This is a genomic window from Microbulbifer variabilis, from assembly GCF_052468405.1.
The window spans coordinates 4,670,539-4,687,772 of the sequence record NZ_CP174343.1 but is presented as its reverse complement, the minus strand read 5'-3'; the positions used below and the strand labels follow the sequence as shown (position 1 = coordinate 4,687,772).

At 54.6% G+C, this 17,234-nt stretch carries 14 protein-coding genes; 2 read left to right on the top strand and 12 right to left on the bottom strand.

The features are described from left to right. Positions 1-53 precede the first annotated feature (53 nt). The 5 genes from ACJJJB_RS21085 to ACJJJB_RS21065 form a co-directional block, all read right to left on the bottom strand. Entirely contained in the window at positions 54-650 is a 597-nt protein-coding gene (locus ACJJJB_RS21085; protein WP_445365440.1) for a DUF6515 family protein, read from the bottom strand. Between the two features lie 96 nt (positions 651-746). Further along, on the bottom strand, positions 747-1,871 hold the full coding sequence (locus tag ACJJJB_RS21080; RefSeq protein ID WP_445365439.1) for an efflux RND transporter periplasmic adaptor subunit: 1,125 nt from the start codon (positions 1,869-1,871) through the stop codon (positions 747-749). Further along, a complete protein-coding gene (locus ACJJJB_RS21075) occupies positions 1,868-4,963 on the bottom strand; it encodes an efflux RND transporter permease subunit (protein ID WP_282951801.1) in 3,096 nt (1,031 codons plus the stop codon). Before ACJJJB_RS21075 ends, ACJJJB_RS21080 begins: the two co-directional genes overlap by 4 nt. Positions 4,964-5,255: 292 nt before the next feature. Then, positions 5,256-6,071, bottom strand: a complete 816-nt coding sequence (locus ACJJJB_RS21070) for a LytR/AlgR family response regulator transcription factor (RefSeq protein WP_020411554.1) — start codon at positions 6,069-6,071, stop codon at positions 5,256-5,258. Positions 6,072-6,075: 4 nt separating this feature from the next. Further along, a complete protein-coding gene (locus ACJJJB_RS21065) occupies positions 6,076-7,164 on the bottom strand; it encodes a sensor histidine kinase (RefSeq protein ID WP_020411555.1) in 1,089 nt (362 codons plus the stop codon). Positions 7,165-7,284: 120 nt separating this feature from the next. On the opposite strand from ACJJJB_RS21065, the gene ACJJJB_RS21060 reads away from it, so the two are divergent. Beyond that, positions 7,285-7,746: an EVE domain-containing protein gene (locus ACJJJB_RS21060; RefSeq protein WP_445365438.1), complete on the top strand. Its 462-nt coding sequence runs from the start codon at positions 7,285-7,287 to the stop codon at positions 7,744-7,746. A gap of 36 nt (positions 7,747-7,782) precedes the next feature. Here the strand turns inward: ACJJJB_RS21060 and creD are convergent, their stop codons facing one another. The 5 genes from creD to ACJJJB_RS21035 form a co-directional block, all read right to left on the bottom strand. Further along, the gene (gene creD / locus ACJJJB_RS21055) at positions 7,783-9,129 is read right to left on the bottom strand and encodes a cell envelope integrity protein CreD (RefSeq protein WP_020411557.1); all 1,347 of its coding nucleotides are present in this window, start codon (positions 9,127-9,129) and stop codon (positions 7,783-7,785) included. Positions 9,130-9,242: 113 nt separating this feature from the next. After that, complete coding sequence (gene creC / locus ACJJJB_RS21050; RefSeq protein WP_353377087.1) at positions 9,243-10,667, bottom strand: two-component system sensor histidine kinase CreC; 1,425 nt, start codon at positions 10,665-10,667, stop codon at positions 9,243-9,245. Between the two features lies 1 nt (position 10,668). Next, a complete protein-coding gene (gene creB / locus ACJJJB_RS21045; RefSeq protein WP_282951805.1) occupies positions 10,669-11,355 on the bottom strand; it encodes a two-component system response regulator CreB in 687 nt (228 codons plus the stop codon). 70 nt (positions 11,356-11,425) lie between these two features. Continuing rightward, positions 11,426-12,094: a nitroreductase family protein gene (locus ACJJJB_RS21040; RefSeq protein ID WP_445365437.1), complete on the bottom strand. Its 669-nt coding sequence runs from the start codon at positions 12,092-12,094 to the stop codon at positions 11,426-11,428. A 10-nt stretch (positions 12,095-12,104) separates the two neighbouring features. Next, positions 12,105-12,296, bottom strand: coding sequence for a DUF3094 family protein (locus ACJJJB_RS21035; protein WP_020411561.1), 192 nt, complete (start codon positions 12,294-12,296; stop codon positions 12,105-12,107). 476 nt (positions 12,297-12,772) lie between these two features. Here ACJJJB_RS21035 and ACJJJB_RS21030 point away from each other — a divergent pair, with 476 nt between their 5' ends. Next, on the top strand, positions 12,773-14,518 hold the full coding sequence (locus ACJJJB_RS21030) for a S8 family peptidase (RefSeq protein ID WP_445365436.1): 1,746 nt from the start codon (positions 12,773-12,775) through the stop codon (positions 14,516-14,518). Between the two features lie 75 nt (positions 14,519-14,593). Here ACJJJB_RS21030 and ACJJJB_RS21025 read toward each other — a convergent pair whose 3' ends face one another. Both ACJJJB_RS21025 and bioD read right to left on the bottom strand, forming a co-directional pair. Continuing rightward, entirely contained in the window at positions 14,594-16,375 is a 1,782-nt protein-coding gene (locus tag ACJJJB_RS21025; protein WP_282951809.1) for an acyl-CoA dehydrogenase C-terminal domain-containing protein, read from the bottom strand. 120 nt (positions 16,376-16,495) lie between these two features. After that, positions 16,496-17,188, bottom strand: a complete 693-nt coding sequence (bioD, locus tag ACJJJB_RS21020; RefSeq protein ID WP_445365435.1) for a dethiobiotin synthase — start codon at positions 17,186-17,188, stop codon at positions 16,496-16,498. Positions 17,189-17,234 lie beyond the last annotated feature (46 nt).

Genomic DNA, 17,234 nt, shown 5'->3' with positions numbered 1-17,234 from the left:
TTCAGTGTAGTCGAGAGCGACCAGACTCCAGGGACAGACGACTCAAAGTGGTATCAATAACGTCTACGACCATACTTACGCATACAATTGAGGTACTGCCTGCGATAGGCGCGCGAGCTGATCACTGACACCCTGCCGGGCTGGTGCACACTTCTCACAAGATTGGCGGCCCTGGCCTTACAAAACAGTTCCCTGCGGCCGATGTTACGATCCGAACTGCGCAAACTGCGCAGCTGACTAACACGCCGGGGAGATTCATACTTGGGTGGGTAGGCTCGCTGATAGATTTCCACCTGGCGTGCGAGGGGATTGCGATTGTAATTGCGCCAGTTAGCTGGCGGTGTGACTACGACAAATTGGTTGTCCTGCGAGTCAAACTCAAAAAAGGTGCCATTGCCCGCCCGCCGGTAGTCCTTTCCATTTAGGAAAAATGAAGTACCCGTAGGTACTTCCGGCACCCTAGCTCCCAGAGGCGGTTCCACTCGGGTATACCCATCCGGCCCCTGGCGATAGAAGTATCCACCCACGTAGAAATAAATCTCATCATTGGCTTCAACAAGGCGCGCCCCATCCGGCAGGCGCTCCGCCTGCGTTTCCGCTAGGGGTGCTGAGGTAATAGTCATTAACAGCAGCGCAAACAGGAAACGCATGAGACACCTCGACGAGCAATTAAGTGTCGCAGAAGTGTATTGTCGGAGAACACTGTTCCCCAATTTATTTAAATAAAACTGTGACCGTAAAACTGGTCAGCTATCCCCCTCAATACTGGTACCATCCTCATCACGTACCACCTCTGAGAGTATCTTCACTTCCTGCCCCGGCTGCAGGCGCTCAGCACCGCGAACAATCACCCGGTCACCACTATCGAGGTCACCATAAACGGCTATCCACTCTCCATCACCGCTACCAATACGGACCGACAAGCGCTCCGCTTTATCCTCATCGCCCACGCGGAATACAAAGGTGTCACCATTACGCAGAACCAGAGCGTCCCGCGGCACCACCATAGTCGCGCGGGCTTCGGCCAGGGGCACAGCGACCTGGACCGGCATTCCTACAATCCAGTCCCACTGTTGTGGTGCGCTCTGCGGTAACTTCACCATCAGCTTCACCCGCCGCGAATTATCACTGGCCACGGGTACAAACTGGCGCACCTGGCCAGTGAAAACCTGGTCGCTGGTGCGCTCTCCTTCAGAGCGAGATACCGCATCACTGCGCACGGCTATGGTATCACCAGCAGCGATCAACGGCAGAGCGGCTAGCGGGATATCCGCTTCCACTTCGAGTTGCGACATATCCAGGGCGCGCAATAACTCGGAACCAGTGCGCACATACTCCCCTGCCTGTAATTCACGGCTCGCCACCAAAGTATCAAAAGGCGCATCAATTTTGGTTTTGGAGAGTTCGTAAGCTCGCCTGTCTCTTTCAATTTGCGCAGCCAGCAGATCCTGGGCCATTGCCTCGCGCTCGGCGTGCTGTTCCTCCAGCGCCGAGCGCGAAGTACTATTGGTTTCCGCCAGCTTGCTCAACCGCTGCAGCTGGGCATCCATATAAGTGAGGCGTGCCTGCAATTGCGCTATCCGGCTCTCGCTGTTACGTAACTGAAGGCGCCAGTGCGTAGCATCCAGCTGTGCTAGGCGCTGGCCTTTTTTCACCAGGCTGCCCGGCTCGGCGACAAATTCCAGCACGCCATCCAATTCAGAGGAAATCAGGATATCGCGACGACTCACCACCTCCCCGGCAGACCATTGGCTCGGCACCACTTCACGGGTTTGCGCCCTATCGACAGTGACTGCCACTGCCCCGCCCTGAGCCAAAACCGGCTCAGCGATGAGCAGGGAAAAGGCGGCCCCGGCTAAAAACTTTCTCATTGGGAACTCCTCACAGCCAATCTTTGGCGCAGGCGGGTAAATTGCGGTAGTGGCACACGCCCGGTCTGCAGCAGCGCCGGCAACAATATCAAGGTAAATAGGGTACTGACTGCCATGCCGCCGACGATCACCGCAGCCAGCCCGCGATAGATCACACTGCCCTCACCCGGCGCGACCAGCAGGGGTAACATACCAAACACACTGGTCAGGGTACTCATAAAGATCGGGCGCAGACGCAGGCGCAATGCCTGCTCTACTGCCTCTACCCGGCTAGCGCCGGCATCTTCCGCAGCACGGGTCTGGTGCACTAACAGAATGGCATTGTTCACTACCAGGCCCAGCAAAATAACGAAGCCAATCATGGTGAGAAGATCGAGAGGCTGGAAGCCAATTAAATTCAGGAATTGTAGAGCCAACACTCCACCCACCGTGGCAAGTGGCACGGTGAGCAAAACCAGTCCAGCATCACGCAAAGAGCGGAATAAGGCACTCATCAACAGGAATAGAATCAACAACGCCAAAACAAAATTCTGTGACAGGGATACCAGGGCCTTATCCAGATCACTGGCATTACCACCCACCAGAATACTGCCATCATCCGGCAGAGCCTCGCGGATTTGCGGCAGCACTTCCGCCTCCAGCTGCGCGCGAACCTCCTCCAGGGACACATCATCGGGCGGCACAATATTCAATGTAATAGTGCGGCGACCATCCACCCTGCGCAGGTTGCCCGGACCCACAGTGCGCTCAACATTGGCAAGCTGGTTGAGCGGCACTACCTCACCGCGGGGCGTGACCAACGGGGTATTCTGCAACTGCTCCGGGGTGCTCCAGGGCTGTGCCTTGAAAATCACATCCAGACGTTTTTCCCCGTCAAAATATTCGCCCACGTAGAGACCATTACCCAGGGTGCGAATCAAGCTGCCCATATCCTGACGGTTCCAGCCCTGCTCCAGCATTGCACGGTCGTTCGGGCGCACAGTTAGCTCAGGTTCCGATAAAGAAAGCCCCGGATTGGTCTGCACCGGCGTGCCCGGCATCACCTCTTCCATGACTTCCACACCACGGGCGGCGGCACGCATCAGGCCATCGGCATCGCGCGACTGTAAGTGCAAAGCTATCCGACGATCTCCACCGAATTGGCCAAACAGATTGCCGCGGGCAGCAAATCCCTGAAAATCGGGAATATCCACCAGGATTTCCTCACGCAGCAGCCGCTCCATCTCCTTGGCCTGGTCCATATCCTTAACGCGCACACCCATGGTGCCGCCATTGGGCCAGGAAATAATGTAATAGTTCTTCAGGGCCGGCTCCCGCTCACCACTCATATAGGGTGCCATGCGCCGGTCCAGCTCATTGACGATTTCCTTTTCGATTGTTTTGGTGTTGGTGGACGAAGGGAAATTCATCCACACATCCACCGCATCCCTTTTTACCGGGGGTAAATAATCGAGGTTTGGTAAAAGAAAATATGTCGCGGCGACAGGTACCAACAGGAAGCCACCTATGACCTGCCAGCGACGAGCGCGAGTGCTGGTTAGTGCCATTACCTGGGAAGTGATTTTTCCCCAAACGCGCGCCAGGCGATCCTCGCTGGAAATAGGGGGCAGCCAAAGCTTCGCCGCCAGTGGCACTATTGCCACAGCGGCCAATAGGGAAAACACCACTGCCACGGCAATAGTCAGAGCCAGGTCCCCAAATACCTGCCCTTCGACACTATTGAGGAAAAATACCGGCAGGAAGATCGCCACAGTTGTTGCTGTGCTCGCCAACAGTGCTCCCCAAACCTGCCCGGCTCCCTGCTCCGATGACTCCTCGGGGCCGAGGCCTTTTTCCCGTAGACGCACAATATTTTCCAGCACCACAATCGCGGCATCGAGCACCATACCTGTGGCAAAGGCGAGGCCGGCGAGGGAGATGACATTCACACTGCGTCCGGCAGCGGACAGCACTACAAAGGTCGAGAGCAGGGAAATAGGGATCGCCGCCGCAACAATCAGGGTGGCACGCATACGCCGCAAGAACCACCAAAGCACCCCTACCGCCAGCAGTATGCCCAGTATCAGATTGCCGCCGAGCAAATTCAGGGCGCGGTAAACAAACACCGAGGCATCGAAGGACTGCACCAGCACCAGCTGTTCGTTTTTCAGTTTGGTTTCGTTCAGCTCCGCAACTTTCCGCTTTACCAGCTCCAGGGTGGCAAGCATATTTGCGTCGTTGGTGCGGTTAATGCGCATAGATACCGCAGGATTGCCGTTCTGCGTTGTAACCCCACGGGACTCAGACGGTCCAACCCGCACCTCGGCAATATCGCCGAGTCGCACCGGTTGGCCATCGCGCCACTCCAGCACCAGCTCAGATAAATCGGCCGGCTCATATTCACCGACAAAACGCAATGTGTAGCGGCGACGCCCCACATCGGTAAATCCACCAGAGACGTCCCGCGCCGAGGCCAGCTGACGGCTGATCGCCGGCAACTGAATGCCCAGCTCAGCCGCTTTCCAGGGGTCAAAAATGACTTGCAGCTCCTCCTGTGCGGCGCGACCGGACTGAGCTTCCACACTGGAAACACCCGGTACAGATTCCAGCTCCGGCCGCAGTACATCCTCAATCAGACCTGCATAGTCATCGAGGTGATTGGCGTTACCAGGCAGTTTTTGCAAAAAGAAATAGGTGAGAGCGGTGGCATCGCCGCCCCATCCTCCAAGCATAACCCTCGGCGGCTCCGCATCCCGCGGCAGTGGCGGCAGGCTGCTCATACGGCTGATCACATCGATCAGCACCTTATCCATATCGGTGCCCATGGTGAATTCCAGGTTCACCCAGGCGCCGCCTCGACCTGCATTCACCTCCATGGTTTCCAGGCCAGTGAGGCCCTGCAGTACCGATTCGATAGGCTCGACTATTTCCGCCTCTACCTCTTTCGGCGCGGCGGCACGCCAGCCAGCTTGGATGGCAATACGGGGGTTTTCTATATCGGGGAAAAGCTGTACCGGCAGGCGACTGGCAAGAAAAGCTCCCAGTAATACAGCCAATACCACAGCCACGCCGGCTGCGGCGGGGTTTTTCAAAGCGGCTCTCGTCAGCGCCATTCCATAGGCCCTTGTTTTTTAGTTATAAATACAGAATAAGACGGAGCTTCCCGCCCCTGTTTACTGATTTCCGAAAAAACCATGCAGTTTTTTACACAGACTTCATGCTTTCGGGCTCGCACTATTGCTGCACTGTCCTATGCCGCGTAATTCATCCGGAAAAAGCTTGCCGGACCAACCAGTATGAAGGCTAATGCAATAAAAACGGCAAACAAGAGACTTGCGATCAAGTGCCGGGAATTATCGATCAGGCCACATCCGATATTTTCCAATGATGTGGCCCACAGGAAAGTTAAAGGAAGTGCTGCACTTTGCTCTTGTAGCTGCGGCTCATTTTCAGGCACTCACCATTATCCAGAACCAAATGGTATTCCCCATTTATATGCGCTCTAATTTCGCGCACGCGGCTCAAATTCACAATTGTGGAGCGGTGGATACGCTGAAATAGTTTAGGGTCCAGCTGTTGCTCCAATTCTTTCATGGTGATACGCATGACATGGGTTTCACCCTGAGCGTGTACACACATGTAATCCCCGGCAGCATCAATCCAGTCAATCTCACGCGCTGGGACCAGGGTGATTTTCCCCGAATCCTTAACTGCAATTTTGTCTGGATAGGCACTACCGGCAAACTGGCCACTCACCAGCTTTTGCTCTAAGGCCTCCGGAGACTCCTTGGTTAAATCCGCCACAGCCTCCAGCAATTGCTCACGCTGGATGGCAATATCTGCAGTGGACATTTTCTCGCGAGCGCGCGCCAGCGCCAACGCTAAACGCTCCTCTTCAATGGGCTTTAACACATAGTCCACTGCATTAACTTCAAACGCCTCTACAGCGTACTGATCGTAAGCAGTGACAAACACCACTTGCGGCAACTTCTCTAAAGGAATCTGTTGCACAAGCTGCAGGCCATTGATGCCCGGCATCTGGATATCCACAAAAGCCACATCGGGCCCGAATTCGAGAATTTTTTCCAGGGCATCTCGGCCATTACCACTCTCCGCGACCACTTTTACACCAGGCATCTGCTCCAAGCGCAGCCGCAGGCCACGGCGGGCCAGGGGTTCGTCATCGACAATAATTGCGGTCAGGTTTTCAACTGCACTCATCTCGTTATTCCTGTTCATAGGGAATGCGAATGTTTACCGACAGGCCGCCCTCCGGGCGATTGCGGAAACGCACTCTCTGATCCTCGCCATACAATGCGCGCAGGCGCTCGCAGGTATTGCGAATGCCAACACCATAGCCCTTGCCAATCAGGCGCAACTCCTTTTCCGACATGCCTGGACCATTGTCTGTGACTTCCAACAGAAGCTCTCCAGCAAAGACCCGCGCTTTGATACCGATTTCCCCGCCCCACTCCAACTGGGAAATGCCGTATTTAATCGCATTTTCCACCAGAGGCTGCAGCAACAGGCTGGGCACCAGCGCCTGAGGCGACTCTCCCTGTAAATCCAGGCGCACACCGAGACGATCGGCAAAGCGCACTTTCTCAATATCCAGGTAGAGCATCAGTGCCTCCACCTCCTTGGCCAGGGTGACCTTTTGCATGGGGTCGTTGTCCAGGGAGTGGCGCAGGAACTGTGACAAACGCATTACCATATTGTTGGCGGTGCGCCCATCGTTATCCAGGATCAGTGTGGAAATGGCATTGAGAGTGTTAAACAGGAAGTGGGGATTTAACTGGTAGCGCAACATTTTCAGCTGGGCTTGGTGCGCCATAGATTCAGCACGCAGGGCCTTCGCCTGCTGGGTCTGCGAGGTTTGATAATACTTAATGCCGTAATACAGTGCCGCCCAGGTGGTGAGAATCATAAATGAATAGGAAAACCAGTAGGTGGCTTGCCAAACCGGGTTTTCATCGCTCACTTTACCGTACAACCACAGAAAACCTCCGAACTTGATGGCTGCCCAGAGCGCGGCTACCAGCACTACCAAGAGCAGTGACCCCAGGAAACGGGTTGCCGGGGGCTTGTTCCACAGGCGCTGGAAGCCATAGCGCATGGAACCGCTGAGCAAAATCCCGGCAGTGGTGGCCATGGCGATATAGCCCGAATGGACCCAGTGGTCTTTCACCCAGAAAAAACTACTGATAAAAGTCATTAGGGTGTAGCCGGCCCAACCGCTGAGCTGCAGGGCCCAGTATTGGGACTTATGGCTCGAAAGGCGCTGTGAAAGCCACTGAAATGCTTTATTTCCCATAATCTCCCGCTGAAGACATCAAAATATGGCGTCGATTTGACACTTTTGTATGGCTTCATACTAAATGGGGTCGATCGCCGGCGAAACACCAACCGGCGCAGCACAGGGACAAACTGCCGCATGACATACTGGTTATTCAAATCCGAACCGGACGAATACAGCCTGCAGGACCTCGCCGCCGAAAACACTGGCAGCGGACGCTGGGATGGAATCCGCAACTTTCAGGCGCGCAACTTCCTGCGCGATCAGGTCTCAGTGGGCGATGGAGTATTGTTCTATCACAGTGCCTGCAAGGTGCCAGCGGTGGTGGGTACCGCCGAAGTGGTAAGGGCCGCCTATCCAGACCCGGCCCAATTCGACCCTGAGAGCAAATACTTCGATCCCAAGGCCAGCCCCAGCAAGCCTCGCTGGTACTGTGTCGATGTAACCTGGCGCAGTGAGTTTGCACGACCTGTTCCACTGGCCGAAATCAAGAAGACCCCTGAACTTGAGGAGATGGTACTGGTTAAGCAGGGGCGGTTGTCGATACAGCCTGTAAAAGCAAGTGAGTGGGACACTATTCTCGAACTCGGACTAAGCTGACGGCATAGCGACGCCTTTGGCGCCGCTGCGGGTAATTTAGTTATCTTCGTGAGGGGAACGTCCCACGCTGTACCAGTCAAGTTTTCTGGTCAACACCATAGTGCAGCTAAGTACCGCGAATACCAGCAGTGACCCCATCAGCAGGGCATAATCCTCAGCACTGAGCAATCCATACAGGAGTCCGTAAAGCGCTGCCAGCAGAGCGGCAAAACCCAAACCCCGACGCCAGCTTCGCAACACAGAACTGGTATAGAAACCAATCAGGCCGACACAGGCTGCTGCAGAAACTGCATAGGCCTTGGCAAAAGCAATATGCTCCGACAACGATAACAACAATAGGTAAAACAACGCCAGCGCCAAACCCACCAGTGCGTATTGCACCGGATGCACGGACAGTCGCTTGAGTACTTCAAACAGGAAGAAAGTGGCAAAGGTCAAAGTGAGGAATAGCAGTGCATATTTAATCGCCCGATCAGTCTTCAGGTACTGATCCACAGGGTCAAGAAAGCTGACGCCAAAGCTGCGCCCGAGTAAATTTGCACACTCGCTATCTTTCCCACACTGCTGCAACACCTCTTCCAGGTTGGTCGCAAAGAAACTGGTCTGCCACTCGGCAGTGAAACCGCGATCGGTGATCTCTCGGCGACTCGGTAGGTACTCGCCGATAAAGCTGGGGTGGGGCCAGTCAGCAGCCAGCATCACCCGGCTATCGCGACCTACCGGCACCAACTGCAAATGCTCGGTACCCTGCAAGTTCAGATCAAAGGCAAATTCCAGGTCCTGACCACCCTCTGGATTTATCATGGGCAGTTGCGCATGAACACCCGCGCCAAGCATAGAGGTACCACTGCCGGGCGCGAACTCCAGACTTTCGTTATTCAAACGCAATTTCAGGTCTTTACGAATACCTCGAATATCACTGATACCAACGGAGAGGAAGGGTGCATCAAAGCGATATTGATCCAGTTTTTCACCCAAACCCAACTTCTGTGGCAACCGAAACACCCCACTCACCTTGCTATCACTATGGTAAAGAAGCGCCTCATAAATACCCCGGGCGCGGCGCTCGGTGCCCAGTTCGGCATCAAAAATAAATCGCTCCGGCAGAAAATACAGCCGCCCACTGGTTTCACGCTGTTCCTGATAACGTTCGCCAGTTTGGTCGTTTATCTTCAGGTGCTGCACTGTTCTGGTATATGGCATTATCAGAATAGGCCCAACGATTTTCTGGCTGTAACTGGAACTTCGGGCAATATCCCGAAGTACTTCTCCCTGGTATCGCTGCCGCTCATCGATCAAACCGCCAATCATAGTCAGCGGTATCAACAGCAATAACACCAAAAAGGCGATCGCGCCCAATTTAAATGCCAGGGTTCGGTTCATGGTTCAGACCTCAGTGTCGAATTTCGATCTGCTGAGTCTGAGCGGCCCGGGTGTGATGCCGATGGGGTCTAAAAGGAGATTTTGTGGAGATTATGTGAACTTTGGCCTTCAACTTAATCAGCTGGCAAAGTCAGGCGCACCTCAACACCTCTCTCCACATTGGCGATAGTCAATTCACCACCGTGCAGTTCGGCCACTTCCTTTACAAAGTTGAGTCCCAGACCAGTACTTTTACGTCCACCACTGGGACGAGGCAGTGAGTAGAAACGCTCCGTCAGGCGCGCCAGGGCATACTCGGGAATAGCTTCAGCCTGGTTGTATAGGCAGATTTCTATCCATCCCTCACACCGCCCGGCGCCAATGCGAAGCAGGCCACCTTGTGGAGTGAAATCCAATGCGTTGTCGAGCAAATTGGCCAGGGCCTGGTTCAATAAGAAACGCTCGCCATACAATCTCAGAGTATCTTCCACTGCCCACTCCACACTAAAACCGCCAGCGGTAATACGCGCCTGTCGGGCCTGCAACAGCTCTTCCACCAAGTGTGCCAGTGGAATGGCCTCCCTCTCCTCCAGCCCCTGACGCTGCTCTACCTGGGCCAAGTGCAACAATCGTTCGCTCAACTGCTGTAAACGAGAGGTCTCCTGTTGAATATTGCTTATGAAACGCCGGCGCTGATCCGCGGGCATCTCACTATCGAGCAGTTCAGCAGCACCGCGAATGGCCGCCAGCGGACTTTTCAATTCGTGGGTCAGAGTATGCACATAGCGCTCAACATAATTCTTGCCTTCCAACTCAGAGCGCATCTGTTCCAGGGCCAGTGCCAGCTGCCCCAGCTCACCATCAGACATTTTCGGTGGCTCGACTCGTTGCCCCGCACTCACAGCCTGGGCATACTGGGTCAGTTTTCCCAGTGAGCGGCCCAGCCACCAGGACAACAGGGCGCCGACCAATAATCCCAGTACGACCAATCCCACCCCCAGCCACATCAAACGCCGTTGCGACCGATCAATATAAGGCTGTAGGGTTTGATTGGGCTTGGCCACGGAGACCACACCGATAATTTCTTCCCGGTCGAGTATGGGCGCCGCCACATACATCACCGAGGAATCCGGGTTGTCAGGATCTTCGCGCGTAGAGCGCGCACCATAATCGCCACGCAGGGTTAGGTAGACATCATTCCAACGAGAATAGTCCTGGCCGACCGCCCGACCGCTGGAATCCAATAAAACTCGGCCGAAAGCATCAGTGACATAAATTCGGTGATTCACCTGGCTCTTGGTCAGTCCCCAGATATTTGCCTGTGGCTGACGCCGACCATAAGCTTCCAGCAACTCAGGTAGTTGGCTCTGAGCCAGATTACCGCTCCTGACATCATCACGCAGGATTTCCGCCAGCAAGTTGGCAGTATCTACCAGGGTTTCCTCGGTGGATTGGCGTACCCCGGGACGGATCTCCTCCATCACCGTATTCAATACAAACCAGCTGGCCAAGCCAACAAACAGGAAATAGACAGCGAAAATACGAATACCCAATGACATTTTAGGATTCCAGGCAGCAGCTATACCCCAAGCCCCGGTGGGTCTGTATTGGCTTGGCATCAGGTGCAATCATTCGCAATTTGGCTCTCAGCCCTTTGATGTGACTATCGATATTACGCTCATAACCCGCCTCCAGTGCCACCCCCAGTGCATCGAGTAATTGTGCACGGGAAAACACTCGTCCCGGCTGGGTTAACAGGGTTTCCAGCAGGCGATATTCATTGAGCGTCAGAGGTAATAACTGCTCGCGGAAATGAATCTGGTAACTCCCCTGCTCTATGCGGAAAGGCCCTTTCAGCTCTGTTTTTTGTGACTTATCGGAGCCCGATGTCATGCGTTTAAGGATGGCCTTAACCCGCGCCACCACTTCGCGCGGACTGAAAGGTTTCACCACATAGTCATCAGCACCGATCTCGAGCCCCACTACCCGGTCTATTTCTGCATTGCGGGCAGTGAGGAATATTACCGGCACTTCGGAGAAACGACGCAACTGCTTACAGGCTTCGAAGCCACTGATATCCGGCAGTCCCACATCCAGGATCACCAGGTCGAAAGGCTCATTCTCAAGCAGCACCAGCGCCTCGCCGGCCACCCCCACCCAGCGAGTGGTAAACCCCTCGGTCTGCAGGGCATAGACCAGGGTATCGGCAATAGCGCCTTCATCTTCAACGATCAGTATTTTTGGCATAGGACCCCAAGCTCAAATTCTGCCAGTGTACCTATTTTTTACTGAGCCCTACGCTTGCTTTAGCCATAACTCAAATAAAATCAGAGATTTCATCCAGGGATTTTCTGGCAATCGCCGGCACCTGGGCGCCCTCCGCCGGCAGCCCGGCCACCAAAATCATATAGGGCTTTTCCTCAACCGGGCGACCGAGAATTTCATTGAGAAATTTCATCGGGCTGGGGGTGTGGGTAAGAGTAGCCACACCGGCATTATGCAAAGCGGCAATCAACATGCCAGTAGCAATACCCACTGATTCTGCTGTGTAATAATTTTTTAATCGCTCACCACTTTCCGCACTGGAAAATTTCTTCAGGAAAATTGCGATCAGGTAAGGGGCGGTTTCCAGGAAAGGTTTGTGCGCATCCGTACCCAGTGGTTCCAAGGCATTGAGCCACTCTTCAGAGGCCCGCCGCTGGTAAAACTCACGCTCTTCCTCCTCTGCTGCCTGGCGAATGCGGCGTTTAACCTCCGCACTTTCAACTACGACAAAATGCCAAGGCTGCATATTAGCCCCGCTGGGAGCACTGCCCGCAGCACGCACGGCATCCTCGATAACTTCACGAGGTACGGGCCTTGCAGAGAAGTCCCGCACCGAGCGGCGCCGGCGCATCAGTCGGAAGAACTCACCTGCACGACGGCGCATCTCATCATCGTCAAGGTGGGTAAAATTCAAGGGCTGGAATATTTTTTCAGTCGTCATATCCAGCCCCTCAAACCACACCTTTGGTCTGTGCGATAAACACACTGAGCAGTGACAAGAGAGTTAGTACAACCACAACCACCAGCAGCAATAACCAGGGCCTGAAGGGCTTTCGCTCCACCTGATTCACACCACTTTGCAGGTACTGATCGACCCGGGCCTGGTCTTCTGCGGACAGTTTCTTTTGGGGGGTATCGGACATTGGCTCTTTCGCTCGTTATTGTTTTGTCCCGAGTGTAGGAGAAAGCGAAAAGTGACTCCACAAAAAACGCCATCTCCTATTGCTTAATATTATGAAACAGCGAAATTCCCGGGAGACTGATATCAGGGCCACTCCCTATACCCAGGTTTCCCAAGCGAAGGGAAGTGGGCCCAAGTTACCCTCAACCGGCAAACAAGTAATAACTTTATTAGATAATTTTATAAGAAAAGTTCAATTAAAGCCTGAAGGCTAACGTTATGAATTCGTTACAAAATATGCCCAGGTGAGTATTTATTGAAGAATGAAATTCCTGGACTCTGTGTCTTACATGCACAGAGCCTTGAGGCTAAGGCCGCCCGCTCAGGGATCAGTCAAACTTATTAGGCTAGCGAGCGCATCTGGAGCCAACAATGAAAAACGTACTGACAAAGTAGCCAGTGCGGATAATTCCAAAAGTTGTGGAGAAAACAATAATAATGCGCTCATCAATAAAAGCCCTGATGCAAAAAACAGCAATCGCAACGGCAGTTTCGCTTGCGTGTGCTACCCCTTTCGCGGCTCATGCGAATGAGACCGGCCTGACTGACGGCATCATCATCAAGTACAAGAAAAACTCAAAAATTGGTCATGGTGCCAAGCTTGCACAAGACACTATTGATAAGGCCTCTCAGCGAGCCGGCCACAAGTTACGCCACAAGCGCCGTATGGCTTCAGGAGCCCAGGTCATGCGCCTAGAGGGCCGCAAAAGCAAGGCGGAACTGAAAAAAATAGTTGAGCGGCTAAAGCAGGACCCCAATGTAGAGTACGCAGAACCAGATTTATTGATGCGTCCAATGGCAACTCCGAATGATCCCAGTTATTGGAATCAATGGCACTACTCCGAATCCACAGGTGGCCTCAATCTGCCCTCAGCCTGGGATGTCACACAGGGTGAGGGCGCTGTAGTAGCCGTCCTTGATACCGGCTATCGCCCCCATCACGACCTGGTCGACAACCTGCTACCTGGCTACGATATGATTTCCAATACGTTTGTCTCAGTCGATGGCGATGGACGTGATGGCGATGCCACTGACCCAGGTGACTGGCACACAGACAATGCCTGCCAGAGTGATGACCCCAGAAATTACGAAAGCGACAGCAGCTGGCACGGTACCCACGTTGCCGGCACTATCGCAGCCACTACTAACAATAATATGGGAGTGGCCGGCGTCGCTTACAAAGCCAAGGTGGTCCCAGTTCGAGTACTCGGCCGCTGTGGCGGTCTGACTTCAGATATCGCAGATGCCATCGTTTGGGCTGCAGGGGGCAGTGTTTCCGGTGTACCGACTAATGCCAACCCGGCACAGGTTCTCAATCTGAGCCTCGGTGGTGAGGGTGCCTGTGGCTCGGCCTACCAAACGGCTATTAATACCGCACGCAGTCTCGGCGCAACCGTTGTCGTGGCCGCCGGTAATGACGATGATTACGCAAGTAGATACACCCCGGCGAGCTGTGATGGCGTTATCACCGTTGCCGCAACAGATCGCGATGGCGGCCGCGCTTACTATTCCAATTACGGCAATGCAGTCGATATGGCCGCTCCTGGGGGCGCACAGAGCTTCGCCAATGATTCCAATGGCATCCTCTCGACAGACAATAGCGGTACCAGAAGCCCCGGAAGTGATGCCTACTACTACAGCCAAGGCACCAGCATGGCCGCGCCACATGTTGCCGGCGTAGCCGCTTTACTTTACTCGGTAGACCCGAACCTGACTCCAGATGAAGTTGAATCCGTACTCAGTAACACTACCCGTAGCTTCCCATCTTCATGTACTGGCTGTGGTGCAGGCATCGTCGATGCTGCGGCTGCGGTAGCGTCTATTACCGGAAATGGCAATACCGGCAACGGCACCAGTCTTGTGGAAACTAATGTTGCAGGTGCGTCTGGCAGTTGGCTGACATACCAGATTGAGGTAGAGCCAGGCATGTCCTCCCTGGATATTGAGATATTCAACGATAACGGTGAAGTCGACCTTTATGTTAGTTACGGAAGCAGCCCGACCAGGGGGAGCGTAGTGAATGATACTGAGAATTGCGTACCTTACGAGTGGGTAGGAAACACCAACGGATATAACACTGAGAGCTGCTCTTTCAATAACCCCTCTGCCGGTACATGGTATATCGCCCTGCATGGCTACGAAGCATTTAACGGACTGACTTTGACTGCTGAAGCCAAGCCGTGACAAGCTTTGAAACCTAAACAACCAAAATAAAAAAGCCCCGCGATGCGGGGCTTTTTGGGACTCTCTCCAGCCCCCTTAGAACAGCTCGTCCTCCAGATCCATAAGGGTCGCGCTGCCGGCATTTACACTTGCAGCCAGTGCTTGGGTGCGCGGCAGCAAACGCGCAAAATAGAATCGCGCAGTTTTCACCTGACCTTTGTAGAAGCTATCTGCCTCCTGCTGATCCAGTGCTACTGCAACCACCTTGGCCCACATAAAGGCGTAGGCCACATAACCGAACAGATGCAGGTATTCTACAGATGCCGCACCAGGCGCGTGGGGATCTTCTTGGGTAGCCGCAATCATCTTCTCGGTGGCCTCGCGCAGGCGCTGCAGCTCGATTGCCAACGGCTGCACGAACTCCGCCATCGCCTCTCGATCCACCTGGCTGTCGATAAATTTCTGTACATCCGCGGCAAACAGCTCAAACAGGGCACCACCGCTGGCGACAGTTTTACGGCCCACCAGATCCAGGGCCTGGATACCGTTGGTACCTTCGTAAATCTGGGTGATGCGCACATCGCGCACCAGCTGCTCCTGACCCCACTCACGAATATATCCGTGGCCGCCGAATACCTGCTGACCGATTACGGTGCAGTCCAGGCCCATATCGGTGGTAAAGGCCTTGGCCACCGGGGTCAGTAATGCCACCATGGATTCGGCATTCTTCTTCTCTTCACCCTCACCAAACTTGGAAATATCCAACCACTGGGCCACATAAGTGGACAGGGCGCGGCCACCACCAACCAGAGCTTTCTGGGTGAGCAGCATCCGGCGCACGTCAGGGTGTACGATAATCGGATCGGCTGCTTTCTCTGGCTGCTGGGCACCGGCCGGAGAGCGGCTCTGAATACGGTCGCGAGCGTATTCCCGGGCATTCTGGTAGGAGCGATCGGAAGCGCCGAGGCCCTGGATACCTACACCCAGGCGCTCGTAATTCATCATGGTAAACATGGCGGCGAGACCCTTGTTCTCTTCGCCCACCAGCCAGCCCTGGGCGCCATCGAAATTCATCGCACAGGTGGCGGAGGCTTTGATGCCCATCTTGTGCTCAATAGAGCCGCAATTCACGTTATTGCTCTCGCCAACACTGCCGTCTTCGTTCACTTTGTATTTCGGCACCAGGAAAAGGGAGATGCCTTTGGGGCCCTGGGGTGCGTCCGGCAGCTTGGCCAGTACCAGGTGAATAATGTTATCGGACAGGTCCTGGTCGCCGCCGGTAATAAAAATCTTGCTGCCGTTTATGCTGTAGCTGCCATCCTCGCGGGGCTCTGCCTTGGTGCGGATAATCCCAAGGTCGGTGCCCGCATGGGGCTCGGTCAGGTCCATGGCGCCAGCCCAGGTGCCCTCATACATCTTGGGCAAATATTTCTGTTTCAGCTCTTCGCTGGCATGGGCATCAATCGCCAGGCAGGCGCCGTTGGTCAATACCGGGTAGAGAGCAAAGGAAATATTGGAGGCATTGATCATTTCCTCGACCTGAGCACCCAACATTTTCGGCATACCCATACCGCCATACTCCGGGTTACCCAGCAGTGCGCCCCAGCCGCCCTCGCAGAAAGTCGCATAGGCTTCCTTGAAGCCCTCCGGGGTGGTTACAACCCCCTCATTCCAGTGACAACCCTCTTCATCGCCGCTGCGATTGATAGGGTCCAGGGTATTGGAAGCCAGCTTGGCCATTTCTTCGAGAATCGCATCTGCGGTCTCGCGATCTACCACCCCAGCAAGTCCGGGCAGTTCCGTCCAGAGTTTTTCTGCAGCAAAGACTTCGTGCAGCAGGAAGTTCATCTCCCGCAGGGGCGCCTTGTAGTCGGCCATGCTCCCAATCCTCATTCAAGTGTTTCAAACGCTTGTTTGAATCTAGGGCCGAAGGCGGGCAAAGTCAACTGGTTTGGGCCCTCTCGGGTCCCGGATGGAACGGCCTTTACGGTGGGTTCTTCAGGAGGGTAGCAACGGGCGGATATCCAGGTTTTCGGCTGCCTTACGATAATCCCGCCCCTCGCTATGGGGCAGTACACCGAGTAATGATGCAGGTATCAGGGCTTCAAGGGTGGCCAGATTCTCCTCGGCTCGCTCCATGCCCGGACGAACAAAGTTAGCCACCCAGCCAGCCAACGGCAGACCATCACGACGGATAGCCTCGGCAGTAAGTAGAGCGTGGTTGATACAACCCAGCTGCATACCCACCACCAGTACCACAGGGATATTCAGTTCCCTCGGCAACTGGGACAGGAAGCTCCTTGGTCCCAGAGGGGTACGCCAGCCTCCAGCGCCCTCAATCAGCACCAGGTCGGCGCCGGCAGACATCACACCACGGCAAACGCCCGCCATACGTGACACACTCAACTGCTTTCCCGCCTCAATAGCGGCAATATGAGGTGCGATTGCAGGCTCTAGCGCAAAAGGGTTCACCTGCTGGTAAGGCAGCTGCAGGGTCATCGCCTCCCGCAATAGCAGGGCATCTTCATTACGCAATCCATCTTCAGTCCGCTCACAGCCAGACGCTACCGGCTTCACCGCAGCGGTTTGTAATCCCGCGGTTGTGCCTGCTGTAAGCAGGGCTGTACTGACAAAGGTCTTGCCCACTTCGGTATCGGTACCGGCCACAAAATAGGTTCTGCCCAAGGCCATCGCCTCCGCTAATCAAAAAAGTTCAATTTTTTTCTTGTGGTGACTT